The 24,981-nt window shown below is 65.4% G+C and carries 23 protein-coding genes; 3 read left to right on the top strand and 20 right to left on the bottom strand.

Annotated features, from left to right (window positions below):
- Window positions 1-11 precede the first annotated feature (11 nt).
- From moeB to ndk, 10 genes are all read right to left on the bottom strand, one after another.
- Window positions 12-1,178: a molybdopterin-synthase adenylyltransferase MoeB gene (gene moeB, locus DFR29_RS23290; RefSeq protein ID WP_133821044.1), complete on the bottom strand. Its 1,167-nt coding sequence runs from the start codon at window positions 1,176-1,178 to the stop codon at window positions 12-14.
- Window positions 1,179-1,189: 11 nt separating this feature from the next.
- On the bottom strand, window positions 1,190-2,431 hold the full coding sequence (locus DFR29_RS23285; protein ID WP_133821043.1) for a molybdopterin molybdotransferase MoeA: 1,242 nt from the start codon (window positions 2,429-2,431) through the stop codon (window positions 1,190-1,192).
- On the bottom strand, window positions 2,418-2,999 hold the full coding sequence (mobA, locus tag DFR29_RS23280; protein ID WP_133821042.1) for a molybdenum cofactor guanylyltransferase MobA: 582 nt from the start codon (window positions 2,997-2,999) through the stop codon (window positions 2,418-2,420). Before mobA ends, DFR29_RS23285 begins: the two co-directional genes overlap by 14 nt.
- Window positions 3,000-3,006: 7 nt before the next feature.
- Complete coding sequence (gene der, locus DFR29_RS23275) at window positions 3,007-4,401, bottom strand: ribosome biogenesis GTPase Der (protein WP_133821041.1); 1,395 nt, start codon at window positions 4,399-4,401, stop codon at window positions 3,007-3,009.
- 187 nt (window positions 4,402-4,588) lie between these two features.
- Window positions 4,589-5,758, bottom strand: a complete 1,170-nt coding sequence (bamB, locus tag DFR29_RS23270) for an outer membrane protein assembly factor BamB (protein ID WP_133821040.1) — start codon at window positions 5,756-5,758, stop codon at window positions 4,589-4,591.
- Window positions 5,755-6,432, bottom strand: coding sequence for a YfgM family protein (locus DFR29_RS23265; RefSeq protein WP_166654286.1), 678 nt, complete (start codon window positions 6,430-6,432; stop codon window positions 5,755-5,757). The genes bamB and DFR29_RS23265 overlap by 4 nt, the downstream gene beginning before the upstream one ends.
- Window positions 6,433-6,667: 235 nt before the next feature.
- Window positions 6,668-7,657 carry a helix-turn-helix domain-containing protein gene (locus DFR29_RS23260; protein WP_166654285.1) on the bottom strand — a complete coding sequence of 330 codons (990 nt, stop codon included), beginning with the start codon at window positions 7,655-7,657 and terminating at the stop codon, window positions 6,668-6,670.
- A gap of 167 nt (window positions 7,658-7,824) precedes the next feature.
- Window positions 7,825-8,586 carry a type IV pilus biogenesis/stability protein PilW gene (pilW, locus tag DFR29_RS23255; RefSeq protein ID WP_133821037.1) on the bottom strand — a complete coding sequence of 254 codons (762 nt, stop codon included), beginning with the start codon at window positions 8,584-8,586 and terminating at the stop codon, window positions 7,825-7,827.
- The gene (gene rlmN / locus DFR29_RS23250) at window positions 8,576-9,724 is read right to left on the bottom strand and encodes a dual-specificity RNA methyltransferase RlmN (protein ID WP_243746159.1); all 1,149 of its coding nucleotides are present in this window, start codon (window positions 9,722-9,724) and stop codon (window positions 8,576-8,578) included. The genes pilW and rlmN overlap by 11 nt, the downstream gene beginning before the upstream one ends.
- Entirely contained in the window at window positions 9,700-10,125 is a 426-nt protein-coding gene (gene ndk / locus DFR29_RS23245) for a nucleoside-diphosphate kinase (RefSeq protein ID WP_133821035.1), read from the bottom strand. Before ndk ends, rlmN begins: the two co-directional genes overlap by 25 nt.
- A 387-nt stretch (window positions 10,126-10,512) precedes the next feature.
- Here ndk and DFR29_RS23240 point away from each other — a divergent pair, with 387 nt between their 5' ends.
- The 3 genes from DFR29_RS23240 (at window position 10,513) to DFR29_RS23230 (ending at window position 15,112) form a co-directional block, all read left to right on the top strand.
- A complete protein-coding gene (locus tag DFR29_RS23240) occupies window positions 10,513-11,133 on the top strand; it encodes a TetR/AcrR family transcriptional regulator (RefSeq protein ID WP_133821034.1) in 621 nt (206 codons plus the stop codon).
- A 398-nt stretch (window positions 11,134-11,531) separates the two neighbouring features.
- Window positions 11,532-13,898, top strand: a complete 2,367-nt coding sequence (locus DFR29_RS23235; RefSeq protein ID WP_133821033.1) for a 3-hydroxyacyl-CoA dehydrogenase/enoyl-CoA hydratase family protein — start codon at window positions 11,532-11,534, stop codon at window positions 13,896-13,898.
- Between the two features lie 17 nt (window positions 13,899-13,915).
- On the top strand, window positions 13,916-15,112 hold the full coding sequence (locus DFR29_RS23230; RefSeq protein WP_133821032.1) for an acetyl-CoA C-acyltransferase: 1,197 nt from the start codon (window positions 13,916-13,918) through the stop codon (window positions 15,110-15,112).
- A 216-nt stretch (window positions 15,113-15,328) separates the two neighbouring features.
- On the opposite strand, the gene DFR29_RS23225 is transcribed toward DFR29_RS23230, so the two are convergent.
- The 10 genes from DFR29_RS23225 to DFR29_RS23180 all read right to left on the bottom strand — a co-directional run bounded on the left by DFR29_RS23225 (window position 15,329) and on the right by DFR29_RS23180 (window position 24,821).
- On the bottom strand, window positions 15,329-15,664 hold the full coding sequence (locus DFR29_RS23225) for a tRNA-binding protein (protein WP_133821031.1): 336 nt from the start codon (window positions 15,662-15,664) through the stop codon (window positions 15,329-15,331).
- 83 nt (window positions 15,665-15,747) lie between these two features.
- A complete protein-coding gene (locus tag DFR29_RS23220; RefSeq protein WP_133821030.1) occupies window positions 15,748-17,034 on the bottom strand; it encodes an NAD(P)/FAD-dependent oxidoreductase in 1,287 nt (428 codons plus the stop codon).
- A complete protein-coding gene (locus DFR29_RS23215; RefSeq protein WP_208113690.1) occupies window positions 17,031-17,981 on the bottom strand; it encodes a hypothetical protein in 951 nt (316 codons plus the stop codon). The genes DFR29_RS23220 and DFR29_RS23215 overlap by 4 nt, the downstream gene beginning before the upstream one ends.
- A 39-nt stretch (window positions 17,982-18,020) precedes the next feature.
- Complete coding sequence (locus DFR29_RS23210) at window positions 18,021-19,205, bottom strand: trans-sulfuration enzyme family protein (RefSeq protein WP_133821028.1); 1,185 nt, start codon at window positions 19,203-19,205, stop codon at window positions 18,021-18,023.
- A 25-nt stretch (window positions 19,206-19,230) separates the two neighbouring features.
- On the bottom strand, window positions 19,231-20,103 hold the full coding sequence (gene galU / locus DFR29_RS23205; RefSeq protein WP_133821027.1) for a UTP--glucose-1-phosphate uridylyltransferase GalU: 873 nt from the start codon (window positions 20,101-20,103) through the stop codon (window positions 19,231-19,233).
- 13 nt (window positions 20,104-20,116) lie between these two features.
- Window positions 20,117-21,934, bottom strand: a complete 1,818-nt coding sequence (locus tag DFR29_RS23200) for a nucleoside-diphosphate sugar epimerase/dehydratase (protein ID WP_243746158.1) — start codon at window positions 21,932-21,934, stop codon at window positions 20,117-20,119.
- 64 nt (window positions 21,935-21,998) lie between these two features.
- Window positions 21,999-23,018, bottom strand: a complete 1,020-nt coding sequence (locus DFR29_RS23195; protein ID WP_133821025.1) for an MraY family glycosyltransferase — start codon at window positions 23,016-23,018, stop codon at window positions 21,999-22,001.
- Window positions 23,019-23,021: 3 nt separating this feature from the next.
- Window positions 23,022-24,194: a lipopolysaccharide assembly protein LapB gene (lapB, locus tag DFR29_RS23190; RefSeq protein WP_133821024.1), complete on the bottom strand. Its 1,173-nt coding sequence runs from the start codon at window positions 24,192-24,194 to the stop codon at window positions 23,022-23,024.
- 10 nt (window positions 24,195-24,204) lie between these two features.
- A complete protein-coding gene (locus DFR29_RS23185) occupies window positions 24,205-24,474 on the bottom strand; it encodes a DUF1049 domain-containing protein (RefSeq protein WP_133821023.1) in 270 nt (89 codons plus the stop codon).
- A 50-nt stretch (window positions 24,475-24,524) separates the two neighbouring features.
- Entirely contained in the window at window positions 24,525-24,821 is a 297-nt protein-coding gene (locus DFR29_RS23180; protein WP_133821022.1) for an integration host factor subunit beta, read from the bottom strand.
- Between the last annotated feature and the right edge of the window lie 160 nt (window positions 24,822-24,981).

The following is a 24,981-nucleotide window of genomic DNA, read 5'->3' as shown; positions in this document are numbered from 1 at the left end:
CCTGGCAAAATCTAGGCATTGGCACAAATCTGCGCAATGTCCTCGTAACCCGTGAACAGCGCATCCGCGCCGCAGCCGGGGCAGGCCGGATCGCGCCGCAGGCGCAGCTCGCGGAAGCTGGCCGCAAGCGCGTCGTAGCAGAGCAGGCGGCCAGTCAGCGGGCTGCCCAGGCCGAGTATCAGCTTGATCGCTTCGGTAGCCTGCAGCAGACCTATCGTGCCCGGCAATACGCCGAGCACGCCGGCTTCGGCGCAGTTGGGGGCTTCGGCTGCACTGGGCGGTTCGGGGAACAGGCAGCGATAGCACGGCGACTCGGGCTGGCGTGCATCGAATACGCTGACCTGGCCGGTAAAGCGATGAATCGCGCCATAGACCAGCGGCAGGCGCAGCTGGCGGCAGGCGGCATCGAGCAGATAGCGCGTGGGAAAATTGTCGGCACCGTCGATCACCACGTCGGCACCGGCCAGGCACTCTTCGACCGAACCGGCAAGCAGGCGCTGGTTGACCAGTTCGAGTTCGATGCGCGGGTTCAGGGCCAGCAGCGCAATGCGCGCCGACTCGGTCTTGCGCATGCCGACGCGGGCGTCCGCATGCAAGACCTGGCGCTGCAGGTTGGACCGCTCCACCCGATCGTCGTCGACCAGGCGCAACCGCCCGACTCCCGCCGCAGCCAGGTACAGGGCTGCGGGCGAACCCAGGCCACCGGCACCGATCAGTACGACACGCGCCGCCGCCAGCTTGCTCTGGCCTTCGACGCCGACTTCGGGCAGCAGCAGATGGCGCGAATAGCGTTCGCTACTGTCCGCATCCAGGCCGCCGCGCTGCACCGGCAGGCCGGCGGCGAGCCAGGCGGCATAGCCGCCGGCCACCGAAGCGACGTCGGCATAGCCCAGGCGCTGCAGGGTTTCGGCGGCAAACAGCGAGCGCTGGCCGCTGCCGCACAGCGCGAGCACGCGGCAGTTGCGATCCGGCACCTGTTCGGCGATGCGCAATTCGAGAAAACCGCGCGAAATACCCAATGCACCAGCCGGCGTACCGGGCGCGCGTTCCGCATCGTCGCGCACGTCGATCAGTACGGCGCCCTGGGCCAGCTCCTGTGCCGCAGCAGCGACGGTCACTTCGGCAATGTGCTGGCGCAGTCCGGCCAGCAATTGATCACGCGTGTTGGCAACAGCCATGCGAAGAGTTCTCAGGACAAGGGCAGGATTTCGACACAGTCGCCGGCCTGTAACGATTGTGGCGCTTCCGCCAAAAAGATCAGGCAGTCGGCTTCGGCCACGCTGCGCAGCACGCCCGATCCTTGCTGCGGCCGCGGCGTGACCCACAGCGTGCCGTCGCTGCGGCATTCGCGCGTGGCGCGCTGGAATTCGGCGCGGCGGTGGTTCTTCTGCAGCGGCTGGGCCAAGCGCGCATACCAGCGGCCGGCAGCCAGCGGATCGCGGCCGGCCCAGACCTCCAGTGCCGGACGCACCAGGGCAAGAAACGTCGCCATGCCGGACACGGGATTGCCCGGCAAGCAGAACACTAGCGCTGCGCCGCAACGGCCGAACAGCAGCGGCATGCCGGGCTTCATGCGCACTTTCCAGAAATCCACACTGCCGACCTGGGCCAGCAGCTGCGGCAGGAAGTCGGCTTCGCCGGCAGAGACGCCGCCGGAGCTGAGCACCAGGTCGGCCTCGGCCGCCGCGCGCTGCAGGGCATCGCGCAGGGCCGCCGGATCGTCGCGCACATGCTCGCTGCGCAGCAGTTCCACGCCTTCGCGGCGCAGCAGCGCGCCCAGGCTGTAACGGTTGGAATTGTAGATTTCGCCGTGCTGCAGCGCTTCGCCAGGAGCGACGATCTCGTCGCCGGTAGTCAGCAGCACCGCGCGCGGTGACCGCGCCACGGCGATGCGGCTCAGACCGAACGAGGCCAGCGCGCCCAGCCGCGCCGGCGTCAGGCAGGTGCCGGCGGCAAAGGCGAGTTCGCCGCGGCGATAGTCTTCGCCGGCCGCGCGCGTATTCCCGCCTGGCATTTCGCCCGCGGCGACGATCACTTCAGCGCCGTCGACCCGCACGTTTTCCTTGATCACCACGGTATCGGCGCCCTGCGGCAACGGCGCACCGGTGGTGATGCGCAGGCACTGTCCGGGACCGACGGCTGCCTCGCGGCCGTCGCCGGCCAGGCGTGTGCCGACCAAGGCAAAGCGGCGTTCGCCGTCGGCCGGCAGATCCTCGCCGCGCAGGGCGAAGCCGTCCATCGCGGAATTGGCGAAGGCCGGCACGTCCAGCGGCACGAACACGTCTTCGCCGAGGCTGCGCTGCAGGGCGGCGGCGAGATCGAGCGTTTCCAGCCCCAGCGGACGTTCGCGTGCACGCCACATCACCCGTTCGCGCGCCTCGTCCACACTGATCAGCGACAGGGGCGGCGGGGATGCATCAGTCGGCGGCATCTTGAAAATCCTCGACAGTATTCAAATTGACGAAACGCCCGGCGCTGCGCTGGAAATCGACCTCGCGCAGGGCGTGCGTGTCCTGCCAGGCCCAGACCGGCCGGTGCGGATCGGCAGCGCTGTCCGGTATGGTTACGCGGGCACGGCAATACAAGGCGAACAGCGGCTGGCGGCGTTCGCCGTCATGGGCGACGACCAGGTCCACGCCGGCACGGGCCTGCCATAGCTGCTGCAGCAAATCGCTGCCGGGCGCGGGGCAGTCGACCGGCACAGTCAGCAGCCAGTCCTGGCGACAGCGTTGCAGCGCCGTCGCTATGCCTTCCAGCGGACCGCGGAAACCGGCTTGGCGATCGCTTTCGACGGCTGCATAGGCCTGGTATTCGGCCCTGTGCCGATTGGCCACGATCAACACTGCATCAACCTGGGGCGCTATGGCGGCGATGACGTGAGCGATCAGCGGGCGGCCACGAAACAGTGCCAGTCCCTTGTCGATGCCACCCAGCCGCCGCGCCGCGCCGCCGGCCAGGATGGCGGCGGCGACGGAAGCTTCGCGTGCGACCGCGTTCACCGCACCGTCAGCGCTTCTTGGCGTTGCGGATCAGGCGCTGGCGTTTGCGCTGCTGGCCTTCGGTCAGCTCGTTCTTGCGGCCGGCGAACGGGTTTTCGCCGTCGCGGAATTCCAGCCGCAGCGGCGTGCCGACCAGCTTGAAGCGCTTGCGGAAGAAGTTTTCCAGATAACGCCGGTAGCTTTCCGCCAGATGCTTGGTGCGCGAGCCGTGGATGACGATGGTCGGCGGGTTGCTGCCACCCGGATGGGCGTAGCGCAGCTTGGGCGCATGGCCGCGCACCAGCGGCGGCTGGTAGCCGGTATAAGCGGCTTCGACCGCCTTGTTCAGTTCGGACGAGCTGAACTGGTAGGTGGCCGAGGCATGGGCGCGGTCGATGGCTTTCATCAGCTCGCGCAGACCGGAACCGTGCTTGGCGGAAATGAACACACGCTCGGCCCAGGCGACGAAGTCGAGCCGACGCTCCAGCGAGGTTTCGCATTGTTCGCGCTGGTACTGGGTCTGGTTGTCCCATTTGTTGGCTACCACGACCAGGGCGCGGGCCTCGTTCAGCACATGGCCGATCAAGGTCGCGTCCTGCTCGGACACGCCCTCGCCTGCATCCAGCATCACGACCACGACCTGGGCCGCGGCGATGGATTGCAGGGTCTTGATGACGCTGAATTTCTCCACCGCCTCTTCGACGCGGGCGCGGCGGCGCACGCCGGCCGTGTCGATCAGGGTATAGCGCTTGCCATCGCGCTCGATCGGTACGCGGATGGAATCGCGCGTAGTGCCGGCAATGTCAGACACGACGACGCGATCTTCGCCGAGCAAGCGGTTGACCAGCGTCGACTTGCCGACATTGGGACGGCCAACGATGGCCACGCGGATACCCTGATCCGGCGTTGCGTCCGCCTCGTCGCTGTCGTCCGAGGGCAGCAGCGGTTCGACTTCGTCGAGCAGGCCGTCGACGCCACGGCCGTGTGCGGCAGCCAGCGGCACCAGGGTACCGATGCCCAGCGCGGCAAACTCGGCCAGGCTGTTCATTTCGTCCAGCCCGTCGGTCTTGTTCACGCCGACGATCAGCGGCTTGCCGCGCTTGCGCAGCTCGGCCAGGATCTCGCGGTCCAGCGCCATCAGGCCAGCGCGGGCATCAGTGACGAAGACGACGACAGCCGCTTCGTCCACCGCCAGCTGCACCTGCTTGGCGGTGAGTCCGTCTATTCCTTCGCCGTCGCCGGAAAGGCCGCCGGTATCGACCACGAGGAACGGGCGCTTGCCCAGGTGACAGATGCCGTAGTGGCGATCGCGGGTAAGGCCGGGCTGGTCGTGGACCAGCGCATCGCGGGTACGGGTCAATACATTGAATAAGGTCGATTTACCGACATTGGGACGGCCGACCAGGGCTACGACGGGCAACATGATGGAACCTGCTGAATCAGGCAGGGCCGTGGCCGCACCTGGTGGATAAAGAACAGCGTGCATTGCCCGAACGCGGGAACACGCCGCTGTCAGCCGGACCTGCAACCCTGGACGCACGCCACAAGACCTGGCCGCCCGTCCTGCTACTACACGACGGCGCGGCCGCAGCCGCGCCGCCCGAATTCATTTACAGCTGGGCGCGAAACGCGCCGAGCTCGCCCTTCACGTCGACGACATAAACGGTATCGCCGATCACCACCGGCGTGGCACGGATTGCCTGCTTGGACAGGCGCGCACGCCCCGCTTCCTTGCCGTCGGCAATCGCCAGCCAGTGCACGTAGCCTTCGATATCGCCGACCACGACGTAGTCGCCCTGTACCGCCGGCCCGCTGAGCCAGCGATTGAGGAAGGCATCCTGTTTCCACATCGATGCGCCGCTGGTGCGATCCAGCGCCCAGACATTGCCCTGCTCGTCGACCGCGTAGACCTGGCTTGCGGAAACATCCACATTGGCATAGCTGGACAATGCGCGATTCCAGATCGGCCGGCCAGTGTTGAGGCTGAGCGCCACCACCTGGCCGTGATAGGCCGCGGCGTAGATCACATCGCCGTCGATCTTCAGGTCGCCGTCGACATCGCCCAGGCGCTCGACTTCGGTGCGGCCTTCGCCGCTGCCGACATTCTGTTCCCAGGCCGAGGCGCCGTCGCTGGAACGCAGCGCACTGACCTTGCCCGCGTCGGTGGCATTGAGCAGCAGGTCGCCGGCCAGCCGCGGCGTGGCATTGCCGCGCAGCGAGAGCAAGGGCACGGTGGCACGGTCATTGACCCAGCGCTGCTTGCCGTCGGCGACATCCAGCGCGTAGACGCGGCCGTCGTTGCAGCGCACGAATACGGTATCGCCGCCGATCGTGGGCTGGGCCACGACTTCGGCCGAGACGCGCGCACGCCAGCGTTCGCCGCCGTTGCCCGCATCCATTGCGATCACGTCGCCATCCAGACCACCGACGACGACCAGGCCCGAGCCTACGCCCGCGCCGGCAAAACGCATTTTCTTGAAATCCTGCTTCCACAGCACTCTGCCGCTGGCGGCCTCGATGGCCATGACTTCGCCATCGATATTCGCGCTGTACAGCTTGCCGTCGAGCACGGCCGGGCTCTGGTGGATGCCGGACTTGCCGCTGCCCTTGCCCAGGCCGCGGTTCCACACTTCCTTGACCGCAAGCGTCGGCGACAGCTCGGTCAGCGGTGTGGGATTGGCGATGTTCTCGCGCTTGGAACTGTTGCTCTTGAACCAGTTGCAGCCGCCCAGCAACGTTGCCGCCATCAGGCCGCCGAGGATATAGGCCGACTTCTTCATGAGCTCTGCTTCTCTGCAGCGGCGACGGCCGGAGCGGCGATTGCACCAGCTGCATCGTCACGCTTCATTTCCACGGTCTGGCGATTCGGCGCGGTCGGTTCGAGGGCGTCGATCGAGGCCTGATAAGCCGTACGCGCTTCGTCGCGCTTGCCCTGGACAAGCAGGATGTCGCCACGCAGCTCGGCAATGCTGGCCGCGTAGGCTTCGGTGGGCAGGCTGTCGAGCAGGGCCAGCGCTTCGGCGGCCTTGTCGGCGCCCAGCTTGACCCGGGCCAGGTTCTGACCGGCCAGACTTTTCAGGGCTTTATCGCCGGCGTGGTCATAGGCCCACTGCAGCGACTGTTCGGCCGCGGCCAGGTCTTTCCTGGCTACCGCCGCTTCGGCCCAGCGCATGCTTGCAATGACGGCATAGGCGCTGCCGGCATGCTCTTTCTGCATCAACTCGAGTGCTGCCTTGGAGCGCTCGTCGTTCTTGGCACCGACGGCAGCGCCGAAATTCTGGAACTCGCCAGCCGCGACCACTTGCTGGCGCAACTGGTGCGACTTCCACTGGAAATAACCGAAGATGGCCAGCAGGCCCAGGACCACGCCGGCAAGGATGGAGGCTGCGTTGTCGCGCACCCATTTGCGTACGACTTCGCTTTGTTCGTGTTCGTCGAGTTGATCGAAAGCCATGTTCAACATCCAGGTTGCGCCTGCCCGGGGGCGGCCATTCTTCTAATGAGTGCAGCCGCAGGAAGGCCCGGCTGCCGGTCGACCGCAGAGCCGCCATCGAGCGATGGCGACCGTCGCGAGAAACGCCCCAGGGCGGCCGGAACAACCGGCCAGCCCGGGGGCGCCGTAGAGTAACAGGAAGCGTGCGCAGCGCACTCCCAACCGCCGCGGCAAAGCGCGGACGATTCGCTTCGATTCAGTTATCGCTGGCTGTGGCCGGATTCGCCGCAGCACCGTCGACCAGTTTCAGGTGCGCGACATTGGCGCGGCGGAACGGTGCCAGATCGACCGGCTTGCCGTTGACGAGCAATTCCGCATTGGCCGAATTGCCCAGGCGCACGCTGAGCGCCTGACCTACCGTATAGGTTTTGCTGCTGCCGGCCGGCAACAGGCCGAACTCGACGCGCTGACCATCGCCACCGATCATTTCCACCCAGCTTGCTTCCTTCAGGCGCAGGCTGAGTTCGTAGCGGCCCGCCGGCAAGGCCGGCGCCGGTTCAGGCTGGGATTCGTGCTTGATGGCCGGCATCATCGACGCCATCAGCGGCTGCTCTGCTGTCGCATGCGGCGGCTCTGCCGGAACGCTGGCGACCGTGGCCGGTGGCGAAGCTGCACCGCCAGCGCCCGAATCCAACGGCAGGGCGAGCGACGTACTGGCCGGAGCCGGCGTCTCGCCCGGCATCGACTGCTCCAATGGCGCCAGCCGCGCCAGATTCTGGTCAAGGCCGCCATGAGTGGCCAGCCACACCGCCGGGGCCACGATCAGGCCGGTCAGGATCACGTAGACCGTCGGCACCGAATAGCGCTGGAACAGATAGCGCGAATGCGAGATGCGGCCGGTAGCAACCAGGGTCGGTACGACCGGCGCGCGCTCGCGCAGCTGGCTGTCGACGGCCTGCAGCGGAATTTCCAGCAGACGCGCATAACTGGCCAGATAGCCGCGCAGATAGACGTCGTGCTCGATCGCGCCGTAGTCGTTGCCTTCCAGCTTCGCCACGACGCGCTGCGGCAAGCGCAGGCGGGCGCAGACTTCATCCAGGCTCAGACCCTTCTCGTTGCGTGCGTGGCGCAGTCGCTCGCCCAGGCGGGGTGCGTCCTGCGCCTCGGCGGGCAGATTGAAGAGCTCCCGGCTACCGTCTTCGGCGGCCAGTTCGCGGGAGGATGTATCGTCCGTGTTCGCAAGCACGGCACTGTCCGTGGCCGCAGCAGAGTAGGTTTCGTCGTGGGGGCTGGTCATCGGCTGCGAGGCGAGATCGAGAGTGATCTGATCGTCATTGGGTGGGATGGCTGGTGATGTCGCTGCAGGCGCCGCCGCAACACCGGCGCCAGAGTGCGAACGTTTTTGTCGATGTTTCATGACGGAGTGCTCGGTTCCAGCTTCTGCCGCTGGGGCGAGTCGGGAAATTCGGTGCGCAGGCGCCGCGCGTACTCGTTGGCTTCGCGCGTGTTGCCCAAGCCGGTTTCTATGCTGTGGCCCAGCAGCAACGCATCGGGATTGGCAACACCGAGCGCATCGAAACGCTGCAGGAAAGCACGCGCGCGCAGGAAATCGCTCTTCTGGAACAACAGGCCGGCCAGGTGAAACAGCGCCTCGCTGTTATTCGGATTGGTATCCAGCGCCTTGCGGAAATAGTGTTCCGCGCGGTCGATGTTCTGGGTCTTCAGCAGGCAGGTGCCGGCATTGGTATAGGCAACGTCCGGCGTCTTGTAGAACGGATCGGCGATGGCCGCGCTGAAGCGCTGCTCGGCTTCTTCGAGCTTGCCGTTGCGGCAGAGGAAGGCACCGTAGTTGTTGTTCACCGCACCGTTGCGCGGCGCCAGGTCGGCCGCGCGCTTGTAGTGCTCGGCCGCCTTGCGCTGGTCGTTGATGCGCTCGTACAGCACCGCGATGACCGTATGCGCGTCGACGTAGGACGCATCGTACTTCAACGCCTTCTCGAGCTTTTCCAGCGCGATTTCGAGCTTGCCCTGCTGCATGTAGCGCTGGCCCAGCGCGACATGCACTTCGGCTGCGCTGCGCGCCTTGTCGCTGGCCTTGAGCCGCGGCGAAGAGGCGCCGCAGGCGTTCAGGCCCAGCGTCAGGATCAAAAGAGCCAGTATCAGCTTACGCCGCATCGACTTGGCCTTCGTCCAGCGTACGGCGGAACTCGGCCTGGCGCCGGGTACGGTCGACGACCTGGCCCTTGAGCTGGCCGCAGGCTGCATCAATGTCGTCGCCGCGGGTACGCCGTACGGTGGTCAGTACGTTCGCGTCGAGCAGAATCTTCTGGAAGTTGCGGATGTCCTCTTCCTCGGAGCGCTCGAAGCGCGTGCCGGTGAAGGGGTTGAACGGAATCAGGTTGACCTTGGACGGCACCTTGCGCATCAGCTTGACCAGTTGTCGCGCCAGCTCCGGCTTGTCGTTGATCCCCTTCATCATGGTGTATTCGAAGGTGATCGAGGCACGCGGACGCTTGGCCACATAACGCTGGCAGGCGCCCAGCAGTTCCGCAATGGGATACTTCTTGTTCAGCGGCACCAGTTCGGTGCGCAGTTCGTCGTTCGGCGCATGCAGGCTGACCGCGAGGGATACGTCGCTGGCTTCGCTGAGTTTGTCGATCATTGGCACCAGTCCGGCAGTGGACAGGGTGACGCGCTTGTTCGCCAGCCCGAAACCGAGATCGTCACGCATCACGCTCATCGCGCGCACGACGTTGTCGAAATTCAGCAGCGGCTCGCCCATGCCCATCATCACCACGTTGGTGAGCTTGCGCTGGTGGTGCGGCACATTGCCCAAGTGGCGCGCTGCGACCCAGACCTGGCCGATGATCTCGGCAGCAGACAGGTTGCGGTTGAAGCCCTGGGTGGCGGTGGAGCAAAACTGGCAGTTGAGGCCACAGCCCACCTGCGAGGAGACGCACAGCGTGCCGCGCGAGGTTTCCGGAATGAACACGGTCTCGATGGCATTGCTGCCGTCCATGCCGAGCAGCCACTTGTGCGTGCCGTCGGCAGACTGTTTCTCGAATACGGTCTTGGGCGGAACGATGTCGACATGGGCGCTGAGCTTCTCGCGCAGCGCCTTGCCGACATCGGTCATCTGGCCAAAATCGGTGACATGGCGGTGATACATCCACTTCATCACCTGATCGGCCCGGTAGGGCTTCTCGCCAATGGATGCAAACAGATCGCGCAATCCCTGGCGGTCGTAATCGAACAGGTTGGGTTTCACCACTGTCACCAGATCATTCCTCAGCGCGGGCAGAGCTCGGTGGATGCAAAGAAATATGCAATTTCCACAGCGGCATTATCGAGCGAATCGGAACCGTGTACCGCGTTGGCGTCGATGGAATCGGCGAAGTCGGCACGGATCGTACCCTTCTCGGCCTTCTTCGGATCGGTGGCGCCCATCAGATCGCGATGCGTCAGCACCGCATTTTCGCCTTCCAGCGCCTGGATCACGACCGGACCGGAAATCATGAACTCGACCAGCGCATTGAAGAACGGACGCTCGCGATGCACGGCGTAGAAGCCTTCGGCTTCCTTGCGCGAGAGATGCTTCATCTTCGACGCGACGATCTTCAGGCCGGCCTTTTCGAAACGGGTATAAATTTCACCGATCACGTTCTTGGCGACGGCATCGGGTTTGATGATGGACAAGGTGCGCTCCAGCGCCATGTCGAATGCTCCAGATTGTAGAAAAAAGAATCCCGCCACCGCGCGCGATGGTATCACCAAACACGCGTAGGAATGCGGGGTTAGCAGACAAAATCCTTCTGAATTCTAGCTGATTCACGCGACGTATGCAGCCGTCCCGGCCAATACCGTCGCGGGCGCCCCTGATTGGGGGCGTCGCGGCCGCCGGACAAGAGGACATTATTGATTGAGTCACGCCGGCAAAACGACTCAGGCTGGATCATTCGCTGCGCCGCGATCAGTCAAGTTTGACCGGATCGAAGCGCTCTCGTAGCATTCAAACGCTCGTTTTACCTAGGATCCGATCCTGGGCTGCCCCGCCAGAACAGAACCCGGCCTGAGCCCGAGACCGGACAGTGTAAGGACTTCATGAACTCGCAGCACTTCTCCACCAAGGAACGCATCCTCGGCGCCGCCGAACAGCTGTTTGCCCGGCTCGGCTTTGCCGGCGCCTCGCTGCGCCAGGTGACTGCGGCAGCAAATGTGAACCTGGCGGCAGTCAACTACCACTTCGGCTCCAAGGAAAATCTCATCAACGAGGTATTCCGCCGCCGCCTGGACGAACTCAACGCGCACCGCCTGCAAGCCCTGGACGAAGCACTGAAAAAACCGGAGTCGGGCCTGGAACATCTGCTCGGCGCCTTTATCCAGCCGGCCCTGGACCTGTCGCAGGACCGCGGTGGTGGCGGTGCCTTCGTACGCGTACTGGCGCGCGCCTATGCCGAACACAACGACGCGCTGCGCAAATTCCTGTCCGATAACTACGGCCACGTGATGAAGCGCTTCCATGCCGCCTTTGCCCAGCGCCTGCCCGATCTGGACAAGGAAGAGCTGTACTGGCGGCTGGATATTGTCGCCGGTGCCCTGACCTATGCCATGGCCGATTTCGGCGTGATCAAGCGCAAGACCGGCGTCACCGAACAGCAGCATCGGGAACGCGCCGCCGAGCATCTGATCCGCTTCGCCGCCGCCGGCCTGCGCGCACCGTAGAAACGCGGCCGGGGCCAGCCGCCTGGCCTGCCCCGACGCCGAGGTATCTCCGCCACGAAAACCATCGAACGAACAGATCGATTGCGTCGCCGCCCACTGCCGCGCGCCGGGCATCCTGCACTTCATGTCCAGTCTCTGCAGGGCTCGACCCGAGTGGGCTTGTTGCGCATGACCGCGCCTGCTGCCGCCCACCGCGGTATCGATGCAGACGCAGGCAATACCGCCAATTCCGTGCTTGCGCCCTCACCCCTGGCGGACCCGGCTCTGGCCGCAGGCCGGCCCGTCCCACCATCGTCGTTCGGGCGCCGGATGCTGCACCGCAACGCGAGCAACAACTCCAATGCATCGGTGCACAGTCGCCGGGCTTCCCCTCCGCTTCCCGCCACAACGAGGTCACCATGAGCTTCAAACCGCTACGTATCCGCAAGGCTGCGGTACTCGGCGCCGGTGTCATGGGCGCGCAGATCGCCGCTCATCTCACCAATGCCGATGTCGAGACCGTGCTGTTCGACCTGCCCGCCAAGGAAGGTGACAAGAGCGGCATCGCGATCAAGGCGATCCAGAACCTGTCCAAGCTCTCGCCGGCTCCGCTCGCCGACAAGTCGCGCCAGGCCGCCATCGTGCCGGCGAACTACGACGAGCACCTGGAACTGCTGCGCGGCTGCGACCTGGTCATCGAGGCGATTGCCGAACGTACCGACTGGAAGCTCGACCTTTACAAGAAGATTGCTCCATATCTTCCTGATTCTGCAGTTATTGCCAGCAATACATCCGGCCTGTCCATCAATACCCTAGCCGAGGCGCTGCCGGAAAACCTGCGCCATCGTTTCTGCGGCGTGCACTTCTTCAATCCGCCGCGCTACATGCACCTGGTCGAACTGATCCCGAACAAGTTCACCGATGCCGACATCCTGGCCGGACTGGAAGCCTTCCTCACCACGACGGTCGGCAAGGGCGTGGTATATGCCAAGGACACGCCGAACTTCATCGGCAACCGCATCGGCGTGTTCTCGATGCTGGCCACCATGTACCACACCGAGAAATTCGGCCTGGGCTTCGACGCCGTCGACGCGCTGACCGGCCCGGCCGTCGGCCGTCCCAAGAGTGCGACCTACCGCACCGCCGACGTGGTCGGCCTGGACACCATGGCCCATGTCATCAAGACCATGGCCGACACCTTGCCGGACGATCCCTGGCATGCCTATTTCCAGGCGCCGCTCTGGCTCAAGGCCTTGATCGACAAGGGCGCGCTGGGCCAGAAGACCGGGGCCGGCGTGTTCCGCAAGGTGGGCAAGGACATCGTCGTGCTGGACCTGGCCAAGCAGGACTACCGCGCCGCCGACCAGAAGCCCAGCGATGAGGTCAGCGCGATCCTCGCGATCAAGGATCCGAGCGAGAAGTTCGCCAAGCTGCGCGCCAGCGTCGATCCGCAGGCCCAGTTCCTCTGGGCGACCTTCCGCGATCTGTTCCACTACAGCGCCTTCCACCTGGCGGATATTGCCGAAACTGCGCGCGACGTCGATTTCGCCATCCGCTGGGGCTACGGCTGGCAGTTGGGTCCGTTCGAGACCTGGCAGGCCGCCGGCTGGCAGCAGGTAGCGGGCTGGATCGCCGAGGACATCGCCGCCGGCAAGGCCATGAGCAGCGCGCCGCTGCCGGCCTGGGTCAGCGACGGACGGACCGGCGTGCATGGCAAGGATGGCTCGTATTCCGCCAGTCAGAACAAGGCATTGCCGCGTTCTTCTCATCCTGTTTATCAGCGCCAGCATTTCCCCGATCCTATCCTGGGCGAGAAGTTCGACCAGGGCACGACGGTGTACGAGAACGACGGCCTGCGCCTGTGGCACCTGGGCGACGACATCGGCATCGTCTCGTTCAAGACCAAGATGAACACGGTCAACGACTTCGTCCTCGACGGCATCCAGCGCGCAGTCGACGAAGCCGAGCAGCGCTTCAAGGGCCTGGTGCTGTGGCAGGCCAAAGAACCGTTCTCGGCCGGTGCCGACCTGAAGGGCGCGATGGGCTTGCTGCAGGCCGGCAAGGTGGCCGAATTCGAGGCCATGATTGCCAACTTCCAGGCCACCAGCATGCGCCTGAAGCGCTCGCTGGTGCCGACCGTGGCGGCAATTCGCGGCATGGCCTTCGGCGGCGGCTGCGAATTCCAGATGCACTGCACAAAGACGGTGGCGGCGCTGGAAAGCTATATCGGCCTGGTCGAAGCCGGCGTAGGCCTGCTGCCGGCCGGCGGCGGCCTGAAGGAAATCGCCCTGCGCTGCGCCAAGGCCAATCCGGCCGATCCATTCAACGCGGTCAAGGCCTTCTTCGAGACCGTGGCCATGGCCAAGGTCTCGGCCAGCGCGCTGGAAGCCAAGGAAATGGGCCTGCTGCGCGCCACCGACACCATCGTTTTCAACACGCATGAAGTGCTCTGGGTAGCCCAGCGCGAAGCCGCGGCCCTGGCCGATGCGGGCTATCGCCCGGCACTGCCAGCTCAGATTCCGGTCTGCGGCGACGTCGGCACAGCCAGCCTGAAGATGATGCTGGTCAACATGCTCGAAGGCCGCTTCATTTCCGAACACGACTACGAGATCGGTTCGCGCATCGCCGACACGCTGTGCGGCGGCGTGATCGAGCGCGGCTCGCTGGTCGACGAGGAATGGCTGCTGGCGCTGGAGCGCAAGCATTTCGTCGAACTGGCGCAAATGCCCAAGACCCAGGCCCGCATCGTTCACACCCTGACCACCGGCAAGCCGCTGCGCAACTGAGCGACGAGGACACTGCAATGACCAAGCAAATCCAGGATGTCTACATCGTCGCCGCCACCCGCACCGCCGTGGGCAAGGCGCCGCGCGGCGTGTTCCGCAATACCCGGCCGGACGACCTGCTCGCCCATGTGATCCGGGCCGCCGTGGCGCAGGCGCCGGGCATCGACGTCAGCCGCATCGACGACGCCGTGATCGGTTGCGCCATGCCCGAGGCCGAGCAAGGCATGAACGTGGCGCGCATCGCCACCCTGCTGGCCGGACTGCCACATACGGTGGCTGCGGTCACGATCAACCGCTTCTGTTCTTCCGGCGTGCAGGCCATCGCCATGGCAGCCGACCGCATCCGCACCGGCGAAGCCGACCTGATGCTGGCCGGTGGCACCGAATCGATGTCGATGGTGCCGATGATGGGCCACAAGATCGCCATGAACCCGGCCGTGTTCGACAACGAGAACATCGCCATCGCCTACGGCATGGGCATCACGGCGGAGAAAGTCGCCGAACAGTGGAAAGTCAGCCGCGAAGACCAGGACGCCTTCGCCCTGGCCTCGCACCAGAAAGCCCTGGCCGCCATTGCCGCGGGTGAATTCAAGGGCGAAATTTCACCGTACGTGCTCGCCGACCACTACCCCAACCTGGCCACCCGCGGCATCGTCGCCGACACGCGCAGCATCGATACCGACGAAGGCCCGCGCAAGGACACCAGCGCCGACGGCCTGGCCAAGCTGCGCCCGGTGTTCCGCATGGGCGGCTCGGTCACCGCAGGCAATTCCTCGCAGATGTCCGACGGCGCCGGCGCGGTACTGCTGGCCAGCGAACAGGCGATCAAGGACTACGGCCTGACGCCACTGGCCCGCTTCGTCTCCTTCGCCGTGGCCGGCGTGCCGCCGGAAATCATGGGCATAGGCCCGATCGCCGCGATTCCGAAGGCGCTCAAGCAGGCTGGACTGAGCAAGGACCAGCTCGACTGGATCGAACTCAACGAAGCCTTTGCCGCCCAGGCGCTGGCGGTGATTCGCGACGTCGGCCTGGACCCAGCCAAGGTCAATCCACTCGGCGGCGCGATTGCGCTGGGCCATCCGCTGGGTGCCACCGGTGCGATCCGCGCGGCTACCCTGGTCCACGGCCTGCGCCGGCGCCAGCAGAAGTACGGCATGGTGACCATGTGCATCGGCACCGGCATGGGCGCCGCTGGTATTTTCGAAGCGCTGTAATCGTACGCCCCACCCAGGGCGCCGATGAGCGCAGCGAATGGCGCCGAAAGGCTCTTCCCAATGGCATGCCGTCGGGAAGACCTTGTGGCGGAATTCGCCTTCGGCTCATCGGCACCCTACGATCGCTACATTACGCCAACCGGGTTCCAGCGGGACCCGGCACAATCGCAAGGCGCCAATGAGCGCAGCGAATGGCGTCATCCGTTCGCCAGCGCATCAGGCCAGCCGCGCACCGTTCGGAACAGGCCGCTCTATCGCGGTCAATACGATGCCTTCGTCGCTGGGAAAGCCGGTCAGCAGGAATTCGGACATGAACGGTCCAATCTGCTTGGGCGGGAAATTGATCACACCAACGACCTGGCGGCCGACCAGCTCCTGCGGCGCATACAGCGATGCGATCTGCGCGCTGGTCTTCTTCTCGCCGTAGGGCCCGAAATCCACCCACACTTTCAGCGCCGGCTTGCGTGCCTGTTCGTTGACCTCGGCGCGCACGACCGTGCCGGCCACGAGCAGCACTTTCTCGAAATCGTTCCAGCTGATGGTGTCGCTCATGCGGCTTCCCCGGCGAAAACACGCAGTCTAGTCAGGCGCAGCAAGCCTGTATTGAACCGGATTGCTGCCTGCGGCCCGCGACTTCAGGCATCGCGCAGATCGGCCAGCCAGTCCTTGGCCTGATACCACCAGTAACTCGCCTGCGCCCCCATGAAACCGAAAGGACGCATGGCGGAAACCAGGCCGAACGGAGCGAAGCGCTGCCAGGCTTCGTCGTCCTGGGCGATCGCGGCGGCGAGCAGTTCGCCCGCGACCGTGGTCGGTGCGACGCCATGGCCGCCGAAGGCCTGCGCAAACCAGAGTCCGTCGGCGCGGCGGCCGATCTGCGGCATCTGGTGGCGCGCATAGCTCATCAGGCCAGACCAGGCAAAATCCACGTGGATTCCGGCCAGCCTGGGATAGACCTTGAGCAGGTCGCGATAAAGCAGTTCGCGCACGCGCTGCGGCGATCGGTCGCGTACCGAGATGCGGCCGCCCCAGAGCAGGCGCGAATCCGGCAGCGGCCGGTAGTAGTCGAAGGCAAAGCGCGTGTCGTAGACCGCCGCCCGTGTATTGATGCAGTCGCGCAGTCGCTGCCCCAGCGGCTCGGTCACCATCACATAGGTCGCTATCGGCAGCACGCCGCGGTCCACGGCCGCGTCCAGGCCGGCCAGATAGCCGCCGCAGGCAAGCACCACATGTTCGGCTTCGATCTCGGCCTCGTCGGTGCGCAGGCGCCAGCCCTTGCCGTCGCGGCGCAGCGAGCGCACCGGCGAGTGTTCGTGCACGCCTACGCCCTTGGCCGCCGCCGCCTGGGCCAGACCGATGGCGTAATTGAGCGGATGCAGATGTACGGCGTTACGCTCCCACAGGCCGTCACCGTAGCGGTCGGTGCGCAGCAGCTCGGCCAGGGTCGCCTTCGGCACCCAGTCCCAGTGCACGCCGAATTTCTCGGCCAGGAATTGCTGGCGCTGGCGCAATACGCGCGGATTGCGCAGCCAGTTCGCCCAGATCACGCCGTCGTCGACCATGGCGCAGGGAATGCGGTACTTGCCCACGCGCGCGCGGATCAGCTGCACGCCGCCGAGCGTGCTCAGGTACAGCGCCTTGGCGTGTTCCAGCCCGAGCCGGGCGACCAGCGCTTCCTCGCCGCGGGAATAGCCGGCAAAGACGAAACCGCCGTTGCGCCCCGATGCGCCGAAGCCGATGCTGTCCTGCTCCAGCAGCAGCACCTCGCCGACGCCGCGCTCGGCCAGGCCCAGCGCCGTATTCAAGCCGGCATAGCCGCCGCCGACCACGACTACGCGCTTGGCACAGCGGCCGGTCAGCGGGGCGAAGCCGCCGTAGGCCGTGGATGTCGCGCGGTAGTAGCTGGCCGGCAGTTCGGTCATCGCGCGCGACTATCCTTTGTTTCGTTTTCCACTTCGAGGCCGACCTGCAGCCAGCCCAGGCTGAGGCCGATGCGGCGCGACTCCGGATCGCCCCAGACGTAGGAGATCATCTTGCCGCTGACGTCTTCGATCACCGACAGGCGCAGTACTTCGGTATTGCTCTCGCGATAGGTCAGCCGCGCCAGCTCCAGCGAATAGCCCGAAGCGGCGCCGTCGCGGAATTTCAGCGCCACGCGGCCACCTTCGCTGTGCAGGCGCAGGTCGCGGCGCAGATGCCAGTCGTTGTTCTCCGCGGCGGCCTTGGCGCCGCCGCCGTTGATCGCATCCCAGCCGGTGAACCAGCGCACGCGCTGGGATATCGTCGCGGCGTCCACGCCGCGCGCCTGATCGGCCACGGTGACTACGCGCAGGCGCTGGTCGATCAGTTCGAAACGCAGCGGCAGCAGTGCCGCGGTGGCGCCGATGCCCGGCAGCAAGGTGCTGCAGGCGGCGGGATCGGCGGCAAAGGCCAGACCGTTGCGCGTCGCCGCCGCCTTGTAGGTGCACGAACTCAGCGCGACCCAGGACTTGTCGTCCAGGCGCACGTTCTTGGCCGGGTTCTGGAATACCGCCTCGGCTTCCGCCGTCAGTGGCCGATAAGGAACAAATCCATTATTTTCGCTGACCAGCAGCCAGCGCGCTTCCTGTACCGGCGTGGTATCGGGCAGCACCACGCGCCACAGCAATTGACGCGTATCGCCGCCGGGATGTACCAGCCAATGGTGGATCGCCGGTGCGGCGTTCGTCGACGGCGCCTGCTTGCCCCCGGCGGACGCGCTCCAGCGCTCGGCGTGGTTGTCGTATTCGCCGGCCAGGTCCGGCAGGGTGGTGGCAGCGTCGCGCGCGGGACGCGCGGCCATTGTGCTGCAGGCGCTGAGCAGCAAGGTGGACACCGTGATCAAGCTCATCCAGTGGCGCATGAATCCTCCGAAACCAGTGTGCGAACCCTACACGCGATCCAGTGCCTGGGCGAGGTCGGCCAGCAGTACGTCGGGCTCTTCCAGGCCGATGGACAAGCGCAGCAGATTGACCGGCACCTGCCCCGGCTTGTGCGCGCCGACGCGCGTATCCGGCGGATAGACCGCGGCGACCGGAAACAGCAGCGACTCGTAGCCACCCCAGGACACCGTCATGAGAAAACGCTGCAGCGCATCGCAAAAGCGCTCGACGGCCGCCGTGGTCTCGCAGCGCAGGGTGAACGACAGCAGGCCGCTGGCACCGGAAATCTGGCGCCGGGTCAGGGCAGCCTGCGGATCGTCTGCCGCGTGCGGATACCAGACCTGTTCCACTTTGGCGTGGTTCTGCAGGAACTCGACCACCTGGGCCGTACTCGCAGCAACCTGGCGCATGCGCAAGGGCAAGGTGCGCAGGCCGCGGATCATCAGCCAGGCATCGTGCGGCGACAGCATCGCGCCCAGCGTCATGTAGGGGCCAGAGAACACTTCGCGGATCAGCGCCTTGCTGCCGCACAAAACGCCCGCAACCACGTCGCTATGACCGTTGAGGTATTTGGTCGCCGAATGCGCGACCAGGTCTATGCCCAGGGCGAGCGGGCGCTGGTTCAGCGGCGTCGCATAGCTGTTGTCGACCAGGGTGCGGATGCCGCGCGCACGTGCCAGCGTGGCTACGGCAGCCAGATCCTGCTGCTCGTAGGTCATGGTATTCGGGCTTTCCAGCACGATCAGGCGCGTCTGCGCGGTCAGCGCGGCTTCTATCCCGGCCACCTCGCGCGCATCGACAAAGCTGTGGCTGACACCGAAACGCGCGAGGAAATCGCGCAGCAGCGTGCGCGTCCAGGAATACGGCTTCTGCACGCAGACCACGTGGTCGCCGGCGCGCAGACCGGCGACCACACCTGCAGCGATCGCCGCCGCGCCGGAGCCGAACAGCAGCGCGTCCTCGGCCCCTTCCAGCGCCGCCAGCTTCCTGCGCAGAATTTCCACCGTGGGATTGTTGCCGCGCGTATACAGCGTGTTGTCCAGCTCGTCGCCGAACGCCGCGCGCATTTTCTCCACTGTAGCAAAGGCAAAAATGGAACTCTGGTAGATGGGCGGCGCGACGGCGCCACGGTGGCGCTCGCGATCCTCCTCGCCCAGCTGGTTGAGGATGTAGCTGAGATCGTGTTCCTGCACGCCTACCGCTCCTGCGCGCCTGCGCTTATTGCGACGCCGCCATGAATTGCCGCGTCGCCGCGGCCAGGCTTTCGTCCTGCAGGGCGAAATGCAGCGTCGCCTTGACCAGACCCAGCTTATTGCCGCAGTCGAAGCGCTCGCCCTGGAAGCGATAGGCCAGTACGCGTTCCTGCTTGAGCAGCGCGTCGATCGCATCGGTCAGCTGGATTTCGCCACCGGCGCCGGGCTTGGTCGATTCCAGCAGCGAGAAGATGCGTCCGGGCAGCACATAGCGGCCGACCACGGCGAGGTTCGATGGTGCTTCCTCGGGCTTGGGCTTTTCCACCATCAGCTTGATCAGCGCCGCTCGCTCGCTCACCGGCGTGGCATCGACGATGCCGTATTTGTTGGTCTGCTCGCGCGGCACTTCTTCCACCGCGATCACGCCGGAGTTCTCGAACGCGGCCAGCTCAGCCATCTGCCGCAGCGCGCCGGGGCCCTGGTTCCAGATCAGGTCGTCCGGCAGGATTACGCCGAACGGCTCGTTGCCGACCACGGGCTTGGCGCACAGCACCGCGTGGCCCAGGCCCAGTGCTTCGGGCTGGGTCACGAACACGCAGCGCACGTGCTTGGGCAGCACGTTCTGCACCATGGCCAGCAATTCCTTCTTGCCGGCCTGCTCCAGCTTGGTCTCCAGCTCGTAGGCCTTGTCGAAATAGTCGGCAATGGCGTGCTTGTAGCGATTGGTGACGAAGATCAGCGTATCCGCACCGGCATCGACGGCTTCGTCGACGGCATACTGGATCAGCGGCCGGTCGAGTACCGGCAGCATTTCCTTGGCCACGACCTTGGTTGCCGGCAGGAAGCGCGTACCCAGGCCGGCGACCGGAAATACCACCTTGCGTAGACGTTGCGACATGCGTGCTCCTTGCTTATGAGTGGCTGCGGAAGGCGACGACGGCGGCGGGCTCTTTCTCGCGCCAGGCAAAGTCGGGCAACAGCGTCGCCAGGCAGCGGCGCAGCTGGTCTTCGTCGAAATCCTGTACCGCCTGCGTGGCGCGGGCGAGCTGGGCATTGAGCAGCTCCCAGCTCATGCTGCGCGGCTGCGCCAGGAAGATCTTGGCGTGGGCGGTGTTGCGGTAGTTTTCCAGCGGGTGGAACAGTTCCTCGAACAGCTTCTCGCCCGGGCGCAGGCCGGTATAGGCGATCTGCACGTCGCGGCCCGGCACCTTGCCGGTCAGGCGGATCATCTGCTCGGCCAGGTCGCGGATACGGATAGGTTCGCCCATGTCCAGTGCGAAGATCTCGCCGCCCTGCCCCAGCACCTCGGCCTGCAGGATCAGCTGGCAGGCTTCGGGAATGGTCATGAAATAGCGTGTGATCTCCGGATGCGTCACCGTCACCGGGCCGCCAGCGCGGATCTGTTCGCGGAACAGCGGCACTACCGAGCCGGCCGAATCCAGCACGTTGCCGAAACGCACGGTCATGAAGCGCGTGCGCGAACGGCTGGCCAGGTTCTGGCAATAGATTTCGGCGATGCGCTTGGACGCGCCCATCACGCTGGTCGGATTCACCGCCTTGTCGGTGGAAATCAGCACCATGCATTCCACGCCGTGGCGGTCGCAGGTGTCGGCGACGCAGCGCGTGGCCAGCGAATTGTTGCGTACGGCTTCGCGCAACTGGTCCTGCAGCAGCGGAACGTGCTTGTAGGCTGCGGCATGGAACACCACCTGCGGCCGCGCCTGTACGAAGACGTGTTCGCAGGTTGCGGCATCGCCGGCATTGCCGATACGCGCGTCGAGGATCAGGTCGGGCCAGGCTGCGCGCAATTCCTGTTCGATGCGATACAGGTTGTATTCCGAGAGTTCCAGGATGGTCAGCGAGGTAGCGCCCAGGCGCGCGACCTGGCGGCACAGCTCGGAACCGATGGAACCGCCGCCGCCGGTGACCAGAACCCGCTTGCCGGTAAGGCCGCTGCGGATCGCCGTCCAGTCCAGCTGTACCGGATCGCGTCCGAGCAGGTCTTCGATGGCCACTTCCTTCAGCTCATTGAACTGCGAGCGGCCGGAAACCACGTCGTCCAGGCGCGGCACGGTGCGGAAAGCCAGGCCAGTGGATTCGCACAATTCCACTACGCGGCGCATCTGCGCATTGCTCGACGACGGCATGGCGATCAGCAGCATCTGCACGGCCACTTCGGCGGCGATCTGCGGCAGCTTTTCCAGCGTGCCCAGCACCGGCACGCCATGCAGCTTGGCGCCGCGCAGCTGGGCGTTGTCGTCGACAAAGCCGACGACGCGATAGCGGTTCTCGCGCTTCAGATCGCGTGCCAGCGCCTCACCGGCGCGGCCGGCGCCGAGAATCAGCACGCGCTGGCTGGGACTGTCGTTGAACAGGTCCAGGCGCGAATCCTTCCAGAAGCGATAGCCCAGCCGCGGCGCGCCCAGGAATACCACCAGCGCCGCCGGATACAGCAGCAGCACGCTGCGCGGCACAGTGCTCAGGCGGTTGTAGGCGAACAGCGTGATCGCCACCAGCAGCGCGCCGGTCGCACCGGCCCGTACAATATTCCACAAATCCGGAAGGCTGGCGAAGCGCCAGAGGCCGCGATACAGCCCGGTCCACCAGAACACCGCCGCCTGCACCGCCAGCAGCACGGCCACTTCCGGCCCCCACCAGATCACTGGCTGGGGCTCGGGCAGCAGGCTGTTGCGCACGGCATAGGTGGCGATCCAGGCCAGCCAGACCATGCCCAGGTCATGTACGACCACCGCCAGACGCGGATGGATCAGGCCGATGGAACGGCGCAGCAGATCAGGCACGATGGCGCGCTCCAGCAAGTACGGCAAGGCGCGCCCGCCACCACAGCACGCTGCCGGCGACATAGGCCACGACCACGGCAGCCAGGCCGGGCCAGAGGCTCTCATTGCGCGCCGCCACCAGGCTCAGCGGCGCGATCAGCAAACCATTCCATGCCATGTAATAGCCCACGACCCGTGCATGCGAGCGGCCGCCACGCACCAGCCACTGATAAAGATGTTCGCGATGCGCACTATACCAGCGGCGTCCGCGCCAATAGCGCGACAGCAAGGTAGCGGTCGCGTCGATGAAGAAACTGGAACCCAGCAGCAGACCCACGGCAATCCAGCGAGGTTCCCGCCAGGCCGCCAGCCACAGCACTGCGGCGATCAGCATGCCTAGCGCACCGCTGCCCACGTCGCCCATGAAGACGCGGGCGCGCGGGAAGTTGAACGGCAGAAAGCCCAGGCAGGCCGCTGCCATTGCCGCGGGCGCCAGACCCAGTCCGTGCGGCAGACCGCACTCGCCCAGCACAGCGATCAAGGCGAACATCCAGCTCGCCTGCAAGGTCAGCAGCCCGTTGATGCCGTCCATGAAATTGTGCAGGTTGATCGACCACATCGTGCTCAGCAGCACCAGCACCATCAGCGCCGCGACAACGAGCAGGCCAGCCGGCATTTGCAGCTGCAACAACAGATACGCCAGCAGCAGTGCTGCCGGCGCCTGTATCGCCAGACGCGCGCGTGCGCTCAGTGGACGGTGGTCGTCCCACCAGCCGACCGCCGCCACCGCGCCCACGGCCACACCGAGCAGCCAGCGAAATGGCAAGGAAAGCGGCAACAGCGGCAGCGCACAGCCGAGCACGGCAATGACAATGGCAATGCCGCCGCCGCGCGGGGTCGGCAGGCGATGCGAACGGCGTTGTCCCGGCAGATCCAGCAACTGCCGGCGCAGGGCGTAGCGGATCGACAGCTCCGTCGCCGCCGCAGCCGTCAGCAGTGCCGCGGCACAGCGCAGGGCGAATTCGGTATCCACGCGCTATTCGTTGGCCACGCCGTGGATAGGCCGCACCGACCCCCAGCTTTTGCAGCTGGGACATTGCCAATGATGTGCCTTGGCGCCGAAGCCGCAGCGATTGCAGCGGTACATGGCCTGGCCTTCGACCAGTTTGCGGGCCAGATCCTGCAGGATCAGCAGGTTTTCCCGCGCGTCGCCAGTGGCGCTGTGCAGGGTCGCATTGATCAATGCCATCAAGCCGCGTACCGACGGACGCTGGCGCAGCTGGCGCGTGAGGAATTCGATCGCCGCCGCCTCGCCCTGCGTGCGGGAGAACAGTTTGGTCAGCGCCAGTACCGGCGAAATACCGTGGTAGCGCTCGATGATGCGGCCGAGGAATTCCTCGGCGCGCTGCATCTGCTGGCTTTTGGCATAGGCGTCCAGCAGCAGCGGCAGGATTTCGGGCACGAAATCGACATCGTGTTCGGCCACCTGCTCGAACGCGCTGACGGCTTCCGCGTAACGCTCCTGGTCGGCCAGTACCTGCCCCTGCAGCATGCTCGCGCGCACATTGCGCGGGGCGCAGTCGAACGCGGCCTGGATATGTTCGCTGGCATCGGCAAAGCGTTTCTGCGTTCGCGACTCGCTGGCCAGTTCGCAATGGAACTGGGCAATTACCGCGCATTGCGATTCGCCGGTCATCTCTTCCAACCGGCGCGCATGCGCAATCGCCTTGTCCCAGTCGCGCTCGTGCTGGTAGATCGCGATCAGGTGTTTGAGCGCCGAGGGCGCATGCGCGCGCATCGCGACGAGGTCGGAAAACAGGGTCTCGGCGCGATCGAGCAGGCCGGCGCGCATGTAGTCCTCGCCCAGTTCCAGCAGGGCGACGGTCTTCATCGCATCGCTCAGGTCTTCGCGCGCGATCAGGTTCTGGTGTACGCGGATGGCACGGTCCACTTCGCCGCGGCGGCGAAACAGATTGCCCAGGGCGAGGTGCGTTTCGACCGTGTCGCGATTGATCTCGGCCAGCTTGACGAACACTTCGATGGCCTTGTCCTGCTGCTCGTTGAGCAGGTAGTTCAGACCGCGGAAATAGCTGGTCGACAAGGCATTGACGCGTTCGCCGGAGCTGCGTGCGCTGGCGCGACGAGCGATCCACCAGCCCGAGAACGCGGCAACCGGAAGCAGCAGGAACAACAGGTAGAGCGGATTCATGGAGTGCGGTTCAGTCCACCACCACAGGCACCGGCTCGCGCCGGGCATGGTCGCGGCGCTGTTGCGCAAAGCGACGTTTCAACGGAACGACGACGGCGAGCCAAAGAACCAGTCCGCCGACCAGCCAGCCAAACAATACGGCGGCCAGCAGCGCAGCCCCCTTGGGCAGGCTCAGCTGGACGGCATAGAAATCCAGCGAGAGCTGTTCGCTGTTGAGCGCGCCGAACAGCGCACCCGCAATGACGAACAACAGCGCAACGATAGTCCAGACAACACGCATGGCCGATCCGATTCAGGGCGCGGTCGCGCCGGTACGCAAGCGACAAGGGCTCAGCGGATGGGATCCTCGGACTGGTTCACCCGTTCACGCAGTTCCTTGCCCGGCTTGAAATGCGGTACATGCTTGCCCGGCAACGCAACAGCGGCACCGGTCTTGGGATTGCGGCCCATGCGCGGCGGACGGAAATGCAGCGAGAAACTGCCGAAGCCGCGAATCTCTATGCGTTCGCCACCGGACAGCGCCTGACTCATCTGTTCCAGCAGATTCTTTACGGCCAGCTCGACATCGTTGAACGCAAGATGCTTCTGCCGGTCGGCCAGGGCCTCGATCAGCTCGGACTTGGTCATGGGTATTTCGGCTCCGCCGGGTAGAGTTCCGTTACGGAACGCGAGCTTAGCGCATTCCGCGAATCCATTCACGCACTTGCAGCGAGTTATTTCAGACAAAAAGAATGGCGGCACCGGGCCGCCATTCAGATAACGCATGCCAGCCGAGGCAGGAATACCC

The sequence above is a fragment of the Tahibacter aquaticus genome, assembly GCF_004363655.1.
GTDB lineage: Bacteria > Pseudomonadota > Gammaproteobacteria > Xanthomonadales > Rhodanobacteraceae > Tahibacter > Tahibacter aquaticus.
Note: the sequence above shows the minus strand (reverse complement) of the source record. Positions and strands in the feature narration are given on the sequence as shown.